A 15,051-nucleotide genomic window follows, 5' to 3' on the forward strand; every position below is an offset into this window, starting at 1 on the left:
GTACAGTGATTGATATACACAGTCATATATTATTTGATGTCGATGATGGTCCGAAAGCGATTGAAGAGACACTTTGTTTATTTGAGCAGGCAGTTTTGGAGGGGATTACAACGATTGTTTCCACTTCGCATGCTTTACATCCATTGTATAATGTTCCTTTTAATGTAGTGAATGAACAAATCGAACAGTTGCAAATGGCAATTGACCAACGTAACATGCCGTTAAAACTTTACACGGGACAAGAGGTACGCTTGGCGGGTAATATACTAGAATTGTATGAAAAAAAACAATTACATACACTAGCACATTCCAATTATTTGCTGTTGGAACTCCCCTCTAATCATATTCCAAAATATACAAAGGATATCATCTACTCGTTATTAACAGCAGGCATAACACCCATTATTGCACACCCAGAGCGAAATAGAGTCATTACAGAAAATCCAAGTCATTTGGAACAAATTATACGGGAGGGGGCACTTGCACAAATTACAGCAGGAAGTTTAGCAGGATTGTTTGGAAAAGCCATCCAAAAGCTTTCAATAAAATTTGTGCGCTCGAATCTTGTCCATACATATGGTTCGGATGTACATAACTTAAGTACACGTCCTTTCTTATTTGAAAGGGGTCTTCGATATTTAGAAAAGCAAAAAGACTTAGATATGGTAGATTTTTTGCTTGAGAACAACGAACGAATCATAAACAATCAGCCATTAATTGTATATGAACCAGATGATACTTTCACAAAAAAATGGTGGAAGTTTTTTTAAAATGCGAGAGCATCTTTCAGCTGGAAGGATATAAAAGATAGCAACAAGTAGCTGAAGCGCTGGAGACATTCAGTGTTTAAGGGGGCCGTATGGGATGCGAGTTGTTTTTATGAGGAGTAACCCTGTTTCACCAGACCCAAGGGTTGAAAAAGAAGCACTTTGCCTTGTGAAAAATAATTGGAATGTCCACATTTTAGCTTGGGATAGAGATAATAAATATAAAGTAAAGGACCAACTGCTAGAAGGTGAACATGCAATCCGTATTACAAGGTTTGGTATTCCTGCAACATTTGGGGGAGGTTTGAAAAGGAACTTATTTCCATTTATAAAATTTCAGATTAAACTTTTTCAGTGGTTACTTCGCCATAAAAATACGTATGATATGATTCACGCTTGTGATTTTGATACAGCACTAATAGGTACAATATGTGGGAAATTACTGCGTAAAAAAGTAATCTATGACATGTTTGATTCGTATACCTCACCATTTTATGGACCAGCGAGTATTGGAAAGGTCATTGAAAGTATAGATTTACGTCTTTTGAATAGTGTAGATGCAGTCATTATATGTACAGAAAAGCGTAAAGAACAGATTGCTAAAGCTTCACCTAAAAAAATAGAGATCATATATAATACCCCGCGTTATATAGATTCAAATAATCGCTTAGATTTGAATCCGAAAAAAGTAAAAATAGTTTATGTAGGCATACTTACTGAAAATCGGTTGATTAATGAATTGGTTGAAGTAGTAAAGAATACGCCAAGTTACGAGCTGCATATTGGTGGATTTGGTAAATTAGCCGATTCATTGCTGCAAACTTCAAAAATGCATGACAACATTCACTTTTATGGTAAGTTACCCTATGAAAAAACAATAGAGTTAGAAAATAGTTGTGACATTATGACGGCTATTTATGATCCTAACATTTCTAACCACTATTATGCTGCACCCAATAAATTCTATGAAGCATTAATGCTTGGTAAACCTTTGATTATGGTAAAAAATACGGGAATGTCGGAAGTAGTTGCAGCAAATAATTTTGGAGAACTTATTGATTATAATAGAGAGAGTTTACAAAAAGGAATTGAGAATTTGGTAAAGCGTAGAAAAGAATGGTCAGATATTTCTCATGAAATGAAGGCACTGTACGAAGAAAGTTATAGCTGGGCGAAAATGGAGAAACGAATCACTAATTTATACAGTAATTTATAAAAGCTGTGCGAAGGACGGAGTGACTCGTAGCGGCAATCGATATCCCAATTGAGGAAATTTGTTCATCCACAATCGTAAGAGCAATATGAAAATTTACAATAGTATTGGATTTTTAGGGGGACTAAATATGAAGATATTATTTGTTGCACAAAATTTTCAAATGGGTGGTATCCAAAAGGCATTGATTAATATGCTAAAAGAAATCAGCCACTACGAGCAATATAAGATAGATGTTTTTACATTTAGTGGTGGGGAATTAATGAACGATATTCCCTCCAATGTGAAGGTAAATACAGGGAACTTACTGTTGCAACTAATTGCTACACCTTTTGCTGAAGTGAAAAAAGGAAGTAACATCTGGCATATTATTTTACGAATTGTGTGTATGATAGTCGTTCGATTGATAGGTTCCCACAACCTCTACTCGATGCTATTAAAAAAACATCGTATTAATGGTCATTATGATATCGCCATTTCTTATTTTAATGATGTACCTAATCAATATTTCAATAGAGGTACCAATTTATTTGTAGATCACTTTGTGGCAGCAGATCGTAAGTTCGCATGGATCCATACAGATCCCATTAAAGCGAATTTTAATTATGACGCTTGTGTCAAAACCTATAAAAATTTTGATCGATTGTTCTGTGTTTCGGTAGCATGTAAGGAAAATTTGATAAATTTTCTTCCTGAATATCAACATAAAATTCAAGTGGTTTATAACTTTTTCCCAATTGAAGAGATTAAAGAGCTGGCATGTCAATATACACCGTTTCTAAAAAGCGAGTTGGATTTAATATCTGTTGGTCGCATTGAAAATAGTACAAAAAGGTTCGACCTTATTCCACATCTGTGTAAGTTGTTAAAGGAAGCGTCTATAAATAATTTCCGCTGGCGCATTTTAGGGGATGGACCAGACCTTTTGGCCAATCAGCAACTAGCTCTGCAACTAGGCGTAGAGGATGTAGTTGAATTTGTAGGGGAAATAAAAAATCCGTATCCCTATATAAAATGTAGTGATGTTTTCATTTTAACATCAGCCTATGAAGGCTATCCAATGGTCATAGGGGAGGCATTAATTGTACAAACGCCTGTTATTACAACGGACTTTGCTGCAGCAGGTGAGCAAATATGTAATGGTCATAACGGGTTGATAACAGGCTTTAATGTTGAAGACATCTTTCAAGTCATTGCCAATGTAATGAAAAATACAGAATTACTAAATAATATGAAAAATTACATAGAAGAAAATCACTACACAAACGAAAAAGCTCAAGAGCAACTAGAATTGGAGTTTGATGCTATATGATAGTGGAAAATAAAAATTTTAGTGTGCTCATTTGCATTATTTCTAGTATCTTTGTCTTATTAAAAATATATACAGGTAGTAATCTATTTCTCTGGATCTTCTTTCTTTTAACAAGTACGGCGATGTTGCTAGATAAGCAGCAGCATCGAATTGACTATTTATTGTTTTTTATTTCATGGGTTTATGTCATTAAATTTGATATATCTGGCTATTCACTGCTTGTCGTACTTAGTTCTTTCTATATTTTGTTAAGTATTTTGACGATCTTTTTACAAAAGCAAGGTATATCAAAACGTCTCTTATTGACCTTTTTCTTATTTGCGTTTTATACGGTGGCCGTAACGTTAATTAGTGGTGGCAATCTTATAGCAGTTTTAGGCTTTGTGTTGAATTATAGTGTGCTCTTTTGTGCAGTAGTGACTATCAATGAGAGGACATATTTCAGAAGGTATACGTATATCTATGCATTGGGTTTACTAGCTGCTTCGATCGTTCGATTAATCAGTTATTCTGTTCCAAAAATTGATCATTTTATAGAGTCAATGACCGTTGTGAATACAGTGAAGACAATGAACTCAATTAGTACAAGATTTACGGGTTTAGATTTAGATCCAAACTACTTTAGTTTGCAAGTATTAATAGCAATGGCTTGTTTATTAGTGCTTTTTAATCTGGATGGAAAAAAGGAGAAAAAGTCAATTGTATTACTCGTAATATTAGCGTTTTTTGGCATACTGACATATTCCAAAATGTTTATTATTACATTCGTCGTTTTCATTTTGATGACATTCATCGTATTCATTAAAAATAATGTGAAGACAGCCATTAAATTTTCAACTTTTATAGTGATCATATGTGGGGTTGTACTCTATTTTTTTTACGAGTCTTTATTCGAAATTTATTGGATTCGGTTTTTCGGGTCAGGAATATCGACAGATGCTATTACCACTGGTCGAGTGAGTAGTTGGAGCATATTTATCAATGAAATCCTTCAAAACACGAAAGTATTTGTTTTGGGAGCAGGATTTGGCACAAGCTTTGCGAAGGTGAAGATGGCACATACAATGTACTTATCAACTCCCTATTATATAGGCTTACTTGGAGTAGCCTTGTCAGTACTATACATTTCAAGCCTCTATAAAGTACTTAGAGAGAATGTCGGTATTATTAATACACCAGGCTTTCAAATCCTCTCAATTAACGCTATTCCTCTCTATATCGTGTTACTAGCGAATATAGGACTTGATTCATTTGTCATGGATTATTTTCCATATCATATTTTATTAATTATGTTAGCTCTGACTATGAGTAAAAGTAAGACGGAACTACTTACGATGAATGAGAGGTGAGGTAGTGCCATTTTTAAGCATTATTGTCCCCATCTATAATACGGAGCCTTACTTAAATATGTGTCTTGATAGCATTTTGAGACAGGAATTCGTGGATTTTGAGTTGATATTAGTGAATGATGGCTCGACTGATAACTGCTCAGTAATTTGCGATGAATATGCCGAAGCTGATACAAGAATTACTGTCATTCATCAAGCAAATAGTGGTGCGGTCAGTGCCCGTAAAGCAGGGCTAAGCGCCGCCAAAGGACAGTATATTGGATATGTAGATAGTGATGATTGGATTGAAGTGGATATGTACAAATCATTATGCAATGCTGCACGTGATTTTGATGTAGATATTGTCATTTGTGACATTGTAGAAAATTATCCACTCCAAGAAGTGAAGAGAGCGCAGCTTGTCGCGCCCGGTTTGTACAGGAAGGATAGGCTGAAAAAAGAAGTGTATCCGATTATGCTATATTCGGGCGAGTATTACCGTTTTGGATTATTTCCATCTTTGTCTAATAAAATATTTAAAAGAGACCTATTAGAGAAAAATCTATTTGATGTGGATGAAAAAATTTGCATGGGGGACGATGCTGCTTGTACGTATCCAAGCTTATTTGATGCAGAAAGTATTTATATATTAGAAAATCAATACCTCTACCATTACCGTCAGCATACTTCTTCCATGACAGCTAGTTATGATCAGCTGTTTTTTAACAAAATACTTATTTTGTATGAACAATTGAAAGTTTTAAAGCACAGAAAAGCAGACCTGGTTCCTAATTTTACTGAACAACTTCAGTATTATTTTACTTATTTAATGATTGTAGCAGTGAATAATGAATTGAATAGATTTAACTATAAGCGTTTACATGAAAAGCGTATCTTTATCAAGAAAATGTTGATTCATGAAGTGTTTCATGAATCGTTGCACACTATTCGTATGACAAATATGCCGCTCAAATCAAAGGCCTACATTTGGTTATTAAGGAAAAAACAAATTCTATTACTTTTCATGTTGAATAGGATCAATCGGTGGTTAATTGATTGTAAAGGATTAATTCCCACTTTTACTAAAAGAAAAGGTGCTTACCAGCATGAGAACTAAGAGGGTAGTTTTAAATTTAATGTCTAATGTATTGCTACAAGTTGTTGCAGCGGTTATTAATTTCATTTTGCCTCGACTATTTATGACAACATATGGCTCTGCTACAAACGGGCTTGTTTCGTCGATTAAGCAATTTTTAAGTTATTTAAAAATAGTAGAGGCAGGTGTTGGTAGTGCATCCATAGTGGCGCTCTATAAGCCACTAGCCCAGAGAGATAAGGACCAAATAAATGGAATTCTTTCAGCAACTAATCTTTTTTATAGACGCTCGGGTTATGTCTTTGTTGGGTTAGTCGCCATTTTGGCCATTTGTTATCCGTTAATAGTAGGCGATGAGGTGAACCCTCGAACAGCTTTTTACATGGTACTTATTTTGGGGATAAGTGGCATGTGGGAGTATTTTTTTATAGGGAAATATTTAGTCCTACTGTCGGCAGATCAAAAAAGCTATGTTATTTTTCGCATTCAAACAATCTTGCTTTTTATGAGTGCATTATTGTCAATTGCTTTGATAGTCCTTGGCTTTTCCATCGTCGTTGTCGTTGCTAGTTCAAGTGCCTTAATGTTACTTGATGTTCTTTTTTTAAAATTATATGTTAAAAAAAAATATCCGTATTTCAATAGTAAAGAACAAGCTAATACGTTAGCAATTAAAAATAAATGGGATGCTTTAATTCATCAAATTGCCTCGTTAATTATATTTAACACACCGTTTATTTTAATAACGATTTTTTTAGGCTTAACAGAAGTTAGTGTATTTACAGTTTATAGTATGGTGTTTAATGCAGTCACATTGTTCATCTCCACTTTTTCAGGGGCGATATTAGCAGCTTTTGGCGATATTCTCGTTAAAGAGGATAAGGACGCACTTCGGAAACAGTTTCATCATTTTGAATATATTTTTTATGGCATTATTGCTTTTAGTTACACATGTACGGCTATTTTAATATTGCCTTTTATAACGATTTATACAGCGGGTATTGAAGATGCCAATTACATAAGGCCATGGCTGGCAATATTGTTTGTCATTGTAGGAATTGTGAATACAATTCGGATTCCTGCGAATACGTTAGTGAACGCTGCAGGGCATTTTGGAGAGACGAAAAATCGTGCCATTATGGAAGCATTAATTAACCTAGTAGCGTCTCTTGTTTTTGTACAGTTTTTTGGCGCAGAAGGAATATTACTAGGAGGAATTTGTTCATACGTCTACCGAACTTATGATTTAATCATTTATTCTTCAAAAGTGATTTTACAAAGTTCCCCTTTAGATACTGTCAAAAAAATTGTGCGTAATAGTATCTTTGCATTTCTTGCAGCGACACCATTTATATTCTTTTTTGAGCTCCATATTACAAGTGCCAGTTCATGGCTTGTAGCAGCTATATGTATTTCCCTGTGGACGATGTTTATTGTATTAATAGGTAATTTTATTATTGAGCCTAAAGCAATGCGAGATATTTTGATGCAATTAAAGCGGACAATTACCAATAGCTAATAATTTTATCCCTGCATTTTAGTAAGGTAAGAAGCATAATTGAAAGGCAAATAGATTCCTTTGAAATGGCAGGTGATGATGATGAAAAGAGAAGTCAAAGAAATATATTTACTACGATTCGTTGCTTGCTTAGGAATTGTGTTAATGCATAGTGTTACGTTGGCGTTGAACATGTATAACATAGAAGAAGGCCCACAATTCGTAATCCTGACATCAATTCAGCTGATCTTTATGTTCGGGACACCTCTTTTTATATTTATCTCAGAGTTTGTCATTGCCTTTTCCTATTCAGATCGTTTGCCGAAAAAGTTTTATGTAAAACGTTATAAATATATTTTAGTTCCGTTTCTTTTTATTGGGTTCCTTGATGCAGTTCTTAAATCAATTGAATCACCTACTATTGAATTTGCAAAAAAACTCCTACTGAATTATTTAGAAGGTGATTTTCACGGTTATTTTATCGTTATTATCTTTCAGTTTTATATCATACATCCATTTTTTGTAAAATTTATTGTATCGAGATATCCAGCCCATAAAGTAATAATAACTGCGTTTATTATTAATTTTGGTTACTTAGCCTTTTTTAATTTTTTGGATCCATATAAGTATTTTCCGTATTTGTCTTATATTAGTTTGCAATGGGATTTCTTTAATAAGATGCCATTTCCAGCGTGGATTGCTTATTTTGTAGTAGCTTATTATTGTGGAAAAAATTATGAAAAATTTCTATCGTTGTTACAGCGTTTTCGTCATCTGCTGCTAATAGTATCGCTAATTACAGTAAGCATTTTGCTAGCCTCCCAGCTATCAGGTATCATTACGGAAGTTCATTCTAAGAGAATAGACGTTATCCTTTATACATTCAGTATAGCTTTTCTGTTATTTTTCATCGCGAGTAACAGAAGAAAAATGCCGAAATTTATCATTTTTATTAGTCGATATTCCTTCGGTATCTATTTATTACATCCCCTAGTTAATAGCCTACTTAAAATTTTTTTAACGAATGTTATCGAAACATTAAGTGTCTTCTCTGTTATTGCCATTTCATTTATTATCAGTATTAGTTGCTCTATTTGTATAACCTATGTAATGAGTAAATGGCAATTCGGTGCATTTTTTGTAGGGCAACTCACCAACAATGGGTACTCCTCTAATAAAAAAGATGCACAATTACCCATCCAGCAATCCTAGATAAATTGGTGCTATCCAAAAAGTATCCAAAAACGTAAATTGAGTATGGCTTACGTTTTTACTTTGCGATTGCTAAAGCAAAGATGGTAAACTAAAAGTTGTTATTTAGAGAAAGTGTGGTCTTGCATAATGAAAGTTCTATTTATTGGTGATATTGTTGGTTCAATTGGTCGAGATGCGGTGGAAAAATATTTACCTCGCTTAAAAAAGAAGTATAATCCAGATGTTGTGATTGCAAATGGAGAAAATGCTGCAGCTGGACGAGGGATTACTCGTAATATTTATAACAGCCTGCTACAAATAGGTGTAGATGTCATTACAATGGGGAATCATACATGGGACAATAAAGACATTTTTGATTTTATTGATGATGCGGATTATTTAATTCGACCAGCAAACTTTTCAAATGAAGCACCTGGTAAAGGTATGGTTCAAATTTCTAAAAATGGTGTGACATTATCCGTCATTAATTTACATGGTCGTGTATTTTTACCTCCACATGAGGATCCGTTTGCAATGGCAGATCAATTGATTGCAGAAGCACGACAAATATCTCCACTTGTCTTCGTGGATTTTCATGCTGAAGCGACTAGTGAAAAAATTGCTCTTGGTTGGCATTTAGATGGGAAGGCTTCAGCCGTTGTAGGCACACATACACATGTGCAAACAGCAGACGCAAGAATTTACCCGCAAGGTACAGCTTATATCACGGATGTTGGTATGACAGGTCCATATGATGAAATTTTAGGTATGACGAAGGAAAGTGTCATCTACAAATTCCAAACAAACATGCCATCTCGTTTTGAAGTTCCGAAAAAAGGGCGAGAGGTTTTAAGTGGTTTCTTTGTAGAGATAAATGATCGCACAGGGAAAGCTATTGCCTGTGAACGCATTTATATAAATGAAGACTATCCATTTCAAGGGTAGATAAGTCGAAGAATGTTTTTTTACGTTTCTTTTTCAGGGATATAGGTTTCTTTGTCAAACTAGTCTATTTCCGTTTTGCGGAGCATAAAATGTGCTACGGACAATAACTTGAGGTCCAAAAAGGGGGACACATGAGTTGTTGAGCGTAAACACTATTCGCGAAACGGGGAGGAATAATTGTGGATTCATTAAAAGTATCATCACGCTCTAATCCAAATTCAGTTGCAGGTGCATTAGTCGCGGTAATCAGAGAAAAAGGGCAGGCAGAAATGCAAGCAGTTGGGGCAGGTGCACTTAACCAAGCCGTGAAAGCAGTGGCCATTGCACGCGGATTTGTAGCGCCAAGTGGCACAGATTTAATTTGCGCGCCGGCGTTTGCCGATATTTTGATTGCTGGAGAAGAACGAACAGCATTAAAGCTGCTAGTGGAAAAACGTATTCGATAAAAAAGTAATGAAGTAAAATGCTCTGTCACATAATATTGTGGTGGAGCATTTTTTCGTTTTCCTATTTACATATGATAGATGTCACTTGAAATAGGGGCGTGATTTTGCTTAGATTTGAAAATTACAACTTTATGAACAGGATTTTCAGTCAAAGGTCTGATTTTCGCCTAAATCGTGGAGAAACAATAGTCCAGACGGTTTCTTCGTGTTAAACTTATGAAGGAAAAATAATAGTACACATTGGATTTAAGGAGTTGTTGACATGTTACATCAGCTTTCATGGAAAGTCGGTGGGCAACAGGGTGAAGGGATTGAGAGTACAGGTGAGATTTTCTCAATGGCAATGAATCGTCTAGGCTATTTCCTATACGGTTATCGTCACTTCTCTTCTCGAATTAAAGGTGGCCATACGAATAATAAAATTACAGTTCGTCCAACAGAAGTACGTTCAATTGCGGATGATTTAGATATTTTAGTGGCATTCGATCAAGAAACAATTGATGTCAATTATAAAGAGCTTACAGAAAAGGGTATTATTTTAGCCGATGCAAAATTTGATCCTGTTAAACCAGAGGATTCAAAAGCTCCATTATTTGCAGTACCGTTTACAGAAGTAGCAGCAGAGCTTGGTACTTCGTTAATGAAAAACATGGTGGCTATCGGAGCAACTGCGTCATTGCTAAACCTAGAAGATGCAGTTTTCCAAAATGTTGTCGATGATATTTTTGGTAAAAAGGGCGAAGAAGTCGTTCAAAAAAATATGGAAGCCATTACACGTGGTCGTCAAATTATGAATGAGCTTTTAGTTGATCGTATAGGCGAATGGGAGCTTGCACCTGCGGATGGTAAACGTCGTATGTTTATGATTGGGAACGACGCAATAGCACTTGGCGCAATAGCTGCTGGGACACGCTTTATGGCAGCATACCCAATTACACCTGCCTCTGAAATTATGGAATATTTAATTAAAAAATTACCGAAGTTCGGTGGCACTGTCATCCAAACGGAAGATGAGATTGCTGCAGCAACAATGGCTATTGGAGCTAACTTTGGCGGTGTACGTTCCTTTACCGCTTCTGCTGGTCCTGGTCTTTCATTAATGATGGAAGCAATTGGTCTTTCAGGTATGACTGAGCAACCTTTAGTAGTAGTGGATACACAGCGTGGTGGCCCTTCAACTGGGTTACCAACTAAGCAAGAACAATCTGACTTGATGGCTATGCTTTACGGTACACATGGAGAAATTCCTAAGGTAGTCATTGCACCTTCTACGATGGAGGAAGCTTTCTTTGATACGATCCAAGCATTTAACATTGCAGAGGAATTACAATTACCAGTAATCTTAATGACAGATTTACAATTATCTCTAGGTAAACAATCTGTTGAGCCATTTGATTATAATAAAATTGAAATTCGTCGCGGTAAAATTGTGATGGATGATCTTGAGGAAGCGGCAGATAAAGCCTACTTCAAGCGTTATGAAGATACAGAAGATGGCATTTCACCTCGTGTATTACCAGGAACATTACATGGTATTCATCACGTTACAGGTGTTGAACATGATGAAACAGGGAAGCCATCTGAGGCAACGGGTAATCGCCAAACTCAAATGGATAAACGCTTCCGCAAATTAGAGAGCTTGAAATTTGATAACCCAGTCTATGTCAATGCACCACATGAGGAAGCCGATATTTTATTAGTAGGCTTTAACTCAACAAGAGGAGCTATTGAGGAAGTGCAAGAACGACTGAATGCGCAAGGAATGAAAGTGAATCATGCACATATTCGTTTAATTCACCCATTCCCATCTGCGGAAATGGCACCTCTTATTACACAAGCGAAAAAAGTGATCGTTGTAGAAAATAACTATACAGGTCAATTAGCTAATATTATGAAGATGAATGTTGGTGGTCACGATAAAATCGCGACAATCACTAAATATAATGGTACACCATTCTTGCCAGGTGAATTAGAAAATCGTGTGAAGGAGTTGACTCGCTAATGGCAACATTTAAGGATTTTCGTAATACAGTGAAACCAAACTGGTGCCCAGGCTGTGGAGACTTCTCCGTACAAGCAGCTATCCAACGTGCTGCTGCAAATGTTGGCATTGAACCAAATGAACTTGCTGTCATTTCAGGAATTGGTTGTTCAGGTCGAATTTCAGGATATATCAATTCTTATGGATTCCATGGTATTCATGGTCGTGCACTTCCGATTGCACAGGGCTTGAAAATGGCTAATCGTGATTTACATGTCATCGCTTCAGGCGGTGATGGTGATGGATTTGCAATTGGTATGGGGCATACAATTCATGCAATCCGCCGTAATATTGATATTACTTATATCGTGATGGATAACCAAATCTATGGTCTTACAAAAGGTCAAACATCTCCACGTTCTGCTGCTGGATTTATTACAAAATCTACACCAGGTGGAGCGATAGAGCCATCATTGAAACCATTAGAGGTAGCATTAACAAGTGGTGCGACATTTGTGGCACAGGGCTTCTCTACTGACATTAAAGAATTAACAGCTCTAATTGAAGCTGGTATTAACCATAAAGGCTTCTCGTTTATCAATGTCTTTTCACCTTGTGTAACGTATAACAAAGTGAACACATATGATTGGTTTAAAGAAAACCTAACAAAATTAGCGGATGTTGAAGGTTATGACCACTCAGATCGTGGTATGGCGATGCGTACAGTGATGGAGCACGAGGGCTTAGTAACAGGCATTATTTATCATGATACGGAAACAAGGTCTTATCAAGAAAAAGTACCTGGCTACTCTGAGTTACCATTAACAGATATCGATATCAAAATGAGCGAAAATGATTTTAATGATTTAATAAAAGAATTTATGTAAAAAATAGAATCAAAGCATTTGGAATGATGACATTCCAAATGCTTTTTTTGTGCTTTAGTAAGTATTGATCGCGGGTAAATGCATAGCCACTTTGAGTATTTGATATGATCCTTATAAAATCCTTATATTTATTTTTTACACTTAGGTCATTGAAAGGATGATGACTAATTATGAAAGACTTGATTTTGAAAACAAACAATCTTAATAAAACGTTTAAAGGACAAAAAATCGTAGACAATTTATCGTTAGAAATTAAACGCAATACGGTATATGGCTTACTTGGACCTAACGGAGCGGGGAAATCTACAACCTTAAAGATGATAACGGGCATGCTACGACCTAATGAAGGAGATATCATTTTTAATGGACATATATGGACTCGAAAAGATCTGCAGAATATCGGAGCCTTAATTGAAACACCACCCTTGTATGATAATTTAACAGCTAAAGAAAATCTAAAAGTTCGAACGATCGCGTTAGGCTTACCGCAAAGTCGGATTGACGAAGTATTGGAAATTGTAGATTTAACGAACACGAGGAAAAAACGAGCAGGTCAGTTTTCTTTAGGGATGAAGCAACGATTAGGTATAGCCATTGCACTGTTAAACAAACCGAAGCTGTTAATTTTAGATGAGCCGACAAATGGTTTGGATCCAATTGGTATACAAGAGCTGCGTAAGCTCATTCGCGCCTTTCCAGAACAAGGTATCACTGTTATTTTGTCAAGTCATATTTTGCATGAGGTAGAACAAGTCGTGGATGATATTGGCATTATTGCTGATGGCAAGCTGGGCTATCAGGGACCAGCTCCACAAGGTCATGAATTAGAATCACTCTTTATGCAGGTTGTCACTGCCAACAGAAAGGCTGGTCACTAGCATGTTAGCCATCATAAAAGCAGAACGATTAAAATGGAAGCGAACTTTTATTCCCAAACTTCTTTGGCTTACGCCTCTTATAACCTTAGTTTTAAGCGCTGTACTTATGGGAGGTGCTTACTTTCAAACAGGTGCTTATAACTGGTGGTATACGATGCTACTGCCAGGTGCACTGACGATTTGCTGTGCCTTAGTGGTCGAAAAAGATAAGAAGTTGAAATACCATAGTATACTGGCACTACCGCTTGACCTCAAAAAAGTTTGGCTAGGAAAAATACTTTCATCAGGTATATGGCTTTTCCTTATCACTAGTATGTTCTTTGGAGGAATTACAGCAGGGGGCTGGCTATTTGGTCATACATTACCAATAACAAGCAGCTTATTAAGTTCTCTAGTTATTTTCGTAACATTTTTGTGGCAAATTCCTTTATGTCTTTTTCTGTCAGCTAAATTAGGGACCTATTTGGCTATTTTGCTTAATGTAGTGGCCAATATCGTAGGGATTGTAGTATTTGCTGATGGAGAGCTATGGTATTGCTATCCATTTACGATTGGTGCACGTTTACTATGCTCAACCCTCGGCATATTACCAAATGGTCTGCCTGTACCTGAAGGAAGTTCTTTACTCGATAAAGATGTTATATTTCCTGGCTTATTGATAACAATTGCTTGGTTTATCATAATAAGTTTTCTCACAACAAAGTGGTTTCAAAAAAGGGAGGCAAAATAGCAAATGGACATGTTACGATTATTGAAAGCAGAATGTCTTAAAACAAAACGCACGAAATTGTTACTTACACATCTACTTGTCCCCATAGCTATTTCTGGACTGTTTTTAGCTTACTATTCCTATTCACCATGGGATTTTCACGGAAAAGTAACTGCCTATTTTCAAGGCCTAGCGTGTGGACTACCTATGATTATAGGATTAGTATGTGCAATGGCATCCGATCAGGAGGCGAAGGCAGGTCATTATCAAAGCATGCTAGTCTCAACAAAAATAAAAATAAAGGCATACTTGAGTAAGCTTATATTATTATTGATGTATAGCTTTGGAGCCATCTTTATGTCTGTAGCTATTTTTAGTATGGGCTTTAGAGAATTATTACATGAAGTAGATTTTGACTATTTATTTTATAGTGTTGCTGCCTGTATTTTATTCAGCAGTCATATTATTTTTTATATTTTACATTTATTTGTAAGCTTCCAATTTGGAAAAGGTGCTTCGATTGGTTTAGGCATTGTAGAAGCCCTGCTGGTCGCTTTGTTGCTTACTGGTTTAGGTGATGCTATTTGGCCCTTTTTACCGTATGGATGGAGCGGTCACTTTGTTTCTTTATGGATTTTAACTTCGGCGGGCACAAATTTAACATTGCTCGAAGGAAGTATCCAAACTAGTATAATATGGTGCTTAGCTGGAAGCATACTGGCTTTTGCATTATCTTGCCTATGGTTTTGGAGATGGGAAGGTAGAGCAGCTGAATAGTAGGAATGGATGGTTGAGGA

Annotated in this window: 14 protein-coding genes; all 14 read left to right on the forward strand. The window is 36.1% G+C overall.

Annotated elements, in window-relative coordinates; genetic code table 11:
* Positions 1 to 5: 5 nt before the first annotated feature.
* The 14 genes from ACEVFT_RS08555 to ACEVFT_RS08620 all read left to right on the forward strand — a co-directional run bounded on the left by ACEVFT_RS08555 (position 6) and on the right by ACEVFT_RS08620 (position 15,031).
* On the forward strand, positions 6 to 770 hold the full coding sequence (locus ACEVFT_RS08555; RefSeq protein WP_393949221.1) for a tyrosine-protein phosphatase: 765 nt from the start codon (positions 6 to 8) through the stop codon (positions 768 to 770).
* Between the two features lie 94 nt (positions 771 to 864).
* Positions 865 to 1,983: a glycosyltransferase family 4 protein gene (locus ACEVFT_RS08560; protein ID WP_393949223.1), complete on the forward strand. Its 1,119-nt coding sequence runs from the start codon at positions 865 to 867 to the stop codon at positions 1,981 to 1,983.
* Between the two features lie 127 nt (positions 1,984 to 2,110).
* Entirely contained in the window at positions 2,111 to 3,292 is a 1,182-nt protein-coding gene (locus tag ACEVFT_RS08565; protein ID WP_393949224.1) for a glycosyltransferase, read from the forward strand.
* Positions 3,289 to 4,641, forward strand: coding sequence for a hypothetical protein (locus tag ACEVFT_RS08570; RefSeq protein WP_393949226.1), 1,353 nt, complete (start codon positions 3,289 to 3,291; stop codon positions 4,639 to 4,641). Before ACEVFT_RS08565 ends, ACEVFT_RS08570 begins: the two co-directional genes overlap by 4 nt.
* 4 nt (positions 4,642 to 4,645) lie before the next feature.
* Positions 4,646 to 5,737, forward strand: coding sequence for a glycosyltransferase (locus ACEVFT_RS08575; protein WP_393949227.1), 1,092 nt, complete (start codon positions 4,646 to 4,648; stop codon positions 5,735 to 5,737).
* Complete coding sequence (locus tag ACEVFT_RS08580; RefSeq protein ID WP_393949229.1) at positions 5,727 to 7,235, forward strand: lipopolysaccharide biosynthesis protein; 1,509 nt, start codon at positions 5,727 to 5,729, stop codon at positions 7,233 to 7,235. Before ACEVFT_RS08575 ends, ACEVFT_RS08580 begins: the two co-directional genes overlap by 11 nt.
* Before the next feature lie 81 nt (positions 7,236 to 7,316).
* On the forward strand, positions 7,317 to 8,426 hold the full coding sequence (locus tag ACEVFT_RS08585) for an acyltransferase family protein (protein ID WP_016992843.1): 1,110 nt from the start codon (positions 7,317 to 7,319) through the stop codon (positions 8,424 to 8,426).
* 129 nt (positions 8,427 to 8,555) lie between these two features.
* Positions 8,556 to 9,353: a TIGR00282 family metallophosphoesterase gene (locus ACEVFT_RS08590; protein ID WP_258859527.1), complete on the forward strand. Its 798-nt coding sequence runs from the start codon at positions 8,556 to 8,558 to the stop codon at positions 9,351 to 9,353.
* A gap of 179 nt (positions 9,354 to 9,532) precedes the next feature.
* Positions 9,533 to 9,799, forward strand: a complete 267-nt coding sequence (locus ACEVFT_RS08595) for a stage V sporulation protein S (RefSeq protein ID WP_004224903.1) — start codon at positions 9,533 to 9,535, stop codon at positions 9,797 to 9,799.
* 262 nt (positions 9,800 to 10,061) lie between these two features.
* On the forward strand, positions 10,062 to 11,801 hold the full coding sequence (locus ACEVFT_RS08600; protein ID WP_258859526.1) for a 2-oxoacid:acceptor oxidoreductase subunit alpha: 1,740 nt from the start codon (positions 10,062 to 10,064) through the stop codon (positions 11,799 to 11,801).
* Positions 11,801 to 12,667: a 2-oxoacid:ferredoxin oxidoreductase subunit beta gene (locus ACEVFT_RS08605; RefSeq protein ID WP_342545997.1), complete on the forward strand. Its 867-nt coding sequence runs from the start codon at positions 11,801 to 11,803 to the stop codon at positions 12,665 to 12,667. Before ACEVFT_RS08600 ends, ACEVFT_RS08605 begins: the two co-directional genes overlap by 1 nt.
* A gap of 170 nt (positions 12,668 to 12,837) precedes the next feature.
* The gene (locus ACEVFT_RS08610; RefSeq protein ID WP_393949232.1) at positions 12,838 to 13,545 is read left to right on the forward strand and encodes a lantibiotic protection ABC transporter ATP-binding protein; all 708 of its coding nucleotides are present in this window, start codon (positions 12,838 to 12,840) and stop codon (positions 13,543 to 13,545) included.
* 1 nt (position 13,546) lies between these two features.
* The gene (locus tag ACEVFT_RS08615) at positions 13,547 to 14,275 is read left to right on the forward strand and encodes a lantibiotic immunity ABC transporter MutE/EpiE family permease subunit (RefSeq protein ID WP_393949235.1); all 729 of its coding nucleotides are present in this window, start codon (positions 13,547 to 13,549) and stop codon (positions 14,273 to 14,275) included.
* 3 nt (positions 14,276 to 14,278) lie between these two features.
* Positions 14,279 to 15,031: a lantibiotic immunity ABC transporter MutG family permease subunit gene (locus tag ACEVFT_RS08620; protein ID WP_393949237.1), complete on the forward strand. Its 753-nt coding sequence runs from the start codon at positions 14,279 to 14,281 to the stop codon at positions 15,029 to 15,031.
* Positions 15,032 to 15,051: the final 20 nt, after the last annotated feature.

It is taken from the genome of Lysinibacillus sp. PWR01, assembly GCF_043359455.1.
GTDB lineage: Bacteria > Bacillota > Bacilli > Bacillales_A > Planococcaceae > Lysinibacillus > Lysinibacillus fusiformis_F.

Excerpts from the sequence above, each read along its gene's own strand:
- ACEVFT_RS08565 (WP_393949224.1), top strand. The coding sequence starts at position 2,111 with ATGAAGATATTATTTGTTGCACAAAATTTTCAAATGGGTGGTATCCAA.
- ACEVFT_RS08590 (WP_258859527.1), top strand. The coding sequence starts at position 8,556 with ATGAAAGTTCTATTTATTGGTGATATTGTTGGTTCAATTGGTCGAGAT.
- ACEVFT_RS08585 (WP_016992843.1), top strand. The coding sequence starts at position 7,317 with ATGAAAAGAGAAGTCAAAGAAATATATTTACTACGATTCGTTGCTTGC.
- ACEVFT_RS08615 (WP_393949235.1), top strand. The coding sequence starts at position 13,547 with ATGTTAGCCATCATAAAAGCAGAACGATTAAAATGGAAGCGAACTTTT.
- ACEVFT_RS08560 (WP_393949223.1), top strand. The coding sequence starts at position 865 with ATGCGAGTTGTTTTTATGAGGAGTAACCCTGTTTCACCAGACCCAAGG.
- ACEVFT_RS08605 (WP_342545997.1), top strand. The coding sequence starts at position 11,801 with ATGGCAACATTTAAGGATTTTCGTAATACAGTGAAACCAAACTGGTGC.
- ACEVFT_RS08600 (WP_258859526.1), top strand. The coding sequence starts at position 10,062 with ATGTTACATCAGCTTTCATGGAAAGTCGGTGGGCAACAGGGTGAAGGG.
- ACEVFT_RS08620 (WP_393949237.1), top strand. The coding sequence starts at position 14,279 with ATGGACATGTTACGATTATTGAAAGCAGAATGTCTTAAAACAAAACGC.
- ACEVFT_RS08580 (WP_393949229.1), top strand. The coding sequence starts at position 5,727 with ATGAGAACTAAGAGGGTAGTTTTAAATTTAATGTCTAATGTATTGCTA.
- ACEVFT_RS08610 (WP_393949232.1), top strand. The coding sequence starts at position 12,838 with ATGAAAGACTTGATTTTGAAAACAAACAATCTTAATAAAACGTTTAAA.
- ACEVFT_RS08570 (WP_393949226.1), top strand. The coding sequence starts at position 3,289 with ATGATAGTGGAAAATAAAAATTTTAGTGTGCTCATTTGCATTATTTCT.